Source organism: Neisseria sp. HMSC075C10, assembly GCF_001815615.1.
In the GTDB taxonomy this organism is placed as follows: Bacteria; Pseudomonadota; Gammaproteobacteria; order Burkholderiales; family Neisseriaceae; genus Neisseria; species Neisseria subflava_A.
Genome location: NZ_KV821230.1, coordinates 1 through 1,706, shown reverse-complemented (window position 1 = coordinate 1,706; position 1,706 = coordinate 1). Strand labels below are relative to the sequence as shown.

Here is a 1,706-nt window from a genome sequence, read left to right as displayed (position 1 = left end):
TTTAGAAGAGGATGAATTTTTAAAAATTGCTACATCTATAATTGACGGTAACCCAACGCCTTTTGTAGAAGGTTTAGGGAAACCCGAATATAAAGAAAATATTAAAGTCCCTGCCGGTACTGTTGTAACCATTGGCCCTTTCACTCCCGAAAACGGCAAACCGGTTCAAATTACCATTACTTTCGGCCAAGATTCAAATGGCAATACAACGGCAAATGTTGCAACAACACAGCGTCCTGATTTGACACCGGGCGGATCTGAAGCACCCAATAAAAAGCCTGATCCAGATCCTGCGCCTAATCCTGATGGCAAGCCTGATAAAAAACCTGATGATAAACCCGATCCAGATGGTAATCCTGATAAACGTCCAGATGATGATCCATCTGATAAAGATAAAGATAAAAGAAAAGAAGATAAAAAAGATGACAAGAAAGAAGAATCAAAAGGGTTACTATGTAATATTTTCCCTGACATATTAGCTTGTTCAGAAAAAGGCGATGTAGAGGAACAAGAAGAACCTTTCAAAATTCCTCATACAAATAACGATACAACATTTAGCCCTGATTTCTTCCTACCCGATAATGGTGTTTGCCCTGCTCCAAGAACTGCAACCTATTTGGGCATAACGATGGAATTTAAATATGACATGATTTGTAATTTTGCCGAAATGATCCGATTCCTTGTGATTGGTATCGCTGCGGTAGCAGCAGCATATATCATGTTTTCAAGTAGAAAGGACTAAAGCATGAAAGCTGCGTTTTTCGCCATATTACAAAGGTTATTAACCTATATTGTTGCAAAAGTATTTATTGCCCTTGGTATTAGTTTTGTAACTTATACGGGTTTTACAGTTGGATTAGGTTTTATAAAAGACTACGTAAAAAACCAGTTCAACTCAATGCCATCAGACATTCTCCAAATCGTCATGATGGCAGGTTTCGGCCATGCATTAGGTCTGATATTCGGTGCATTTGCATTTAACGTTGCCATGCAAAGTATTAGCAAACTGTCATTTATTCCAGGGGGAAAAGCTAAATGATTATTTTACAAACTGGCGTACCGGGTAGCGGAAAAACTGCATCTGTTGTTAATATGCTGATGACAGACGAAAGCTACACCCACTTTACCGACAAAGACGGCGTAAAGAAAAAACGTCCATTGTTCGTCAACGGCATTCCTGAATTGAAGGTAGAACATGAAGAACTTACAGATGAACAAATTAAAGAAAAGCCATTTCAAGATTTTCTCCCTTATGGCTCGCTCGTCATCATAGACGAAGTGCAAAGGCTGATGGGCACACGTTCAGCAGCTTCAAAAGTACCTCCATTTATAGAAGCTTTGGCATTACATCGACATCATGGTTTAGATATTGTCCTGATTACTCAACATCCAACTTATCTTGATAGTTTCGTAAGAAAGCTCGTTCAAAGGCATATGCACGTTTCAATCAAGCCAGTGGGACGTAAGCTTTACGAATGGAACGAATGCGTTGACCAGCCCGATAGCAGCGTCAATATTGCCAAAGCCATTGAGCGGACGTTTGTCGTCCCTAAAAAGACCTTTGGTATGTACAAATCCGCTGAAGTGCATACTAAGCCTAAACGCCGCATACCCAAAAGCCTGATATTCGTCGTCTTGTTTATACCGCTGTTGATAGGCTTTACCCTTTACACGATAAACAACATGAGCAAACGATTTAGCGCGGA

At 40.0% G+C, this 1,706-nt stretch carries 3 protein-coding genes; all 3 read left to right on the top strand.

Annotated elements, in window-relative coordinates; all coding sequences use genetic code 11:
* Positions 1-742, top strand: a 742-nt coding sequence (locus HMPREF3047_RS00580) for an IgG-binding virulence factor TspB family protein (RefSeq protein ID WP_283127025.1), incomplete at its 5' end; no start/stop codon positions are given.
* A 3-nt stretch (positions 743-745) separates the two neighbouring features.
* Complete coding sequence (locus HMPREF3047_RS00575; protein WP_049337051.1) at positions 746-1,039, top strand: DUF2523 domain-containing protein; 294 nt, start codon at positions 746-748, stop codon at positions 1,037-1,039.
* Positions 1,036-1,706: zonular occludens toxin family protein (locus HMPREF3047_RS00570; protein ID WP_283127024.1), on the top strand; the 671-nt coding region annotated here is incomplete at its 3' end. The genes HMPREF3047_RS00575 and HMPREF3047_RS00570, both read left to right, overlap by 4 nt.

Excerpts from the sequence above, each read along its gene's own strand:
- HMPREF3047_RS00575 (WP_049337051.1), top strand. The coding sequence starts at position 746 with ATGAAAGCTGCGTTTTTCGCCATATTACAAAGGTTATTAACCTATATT.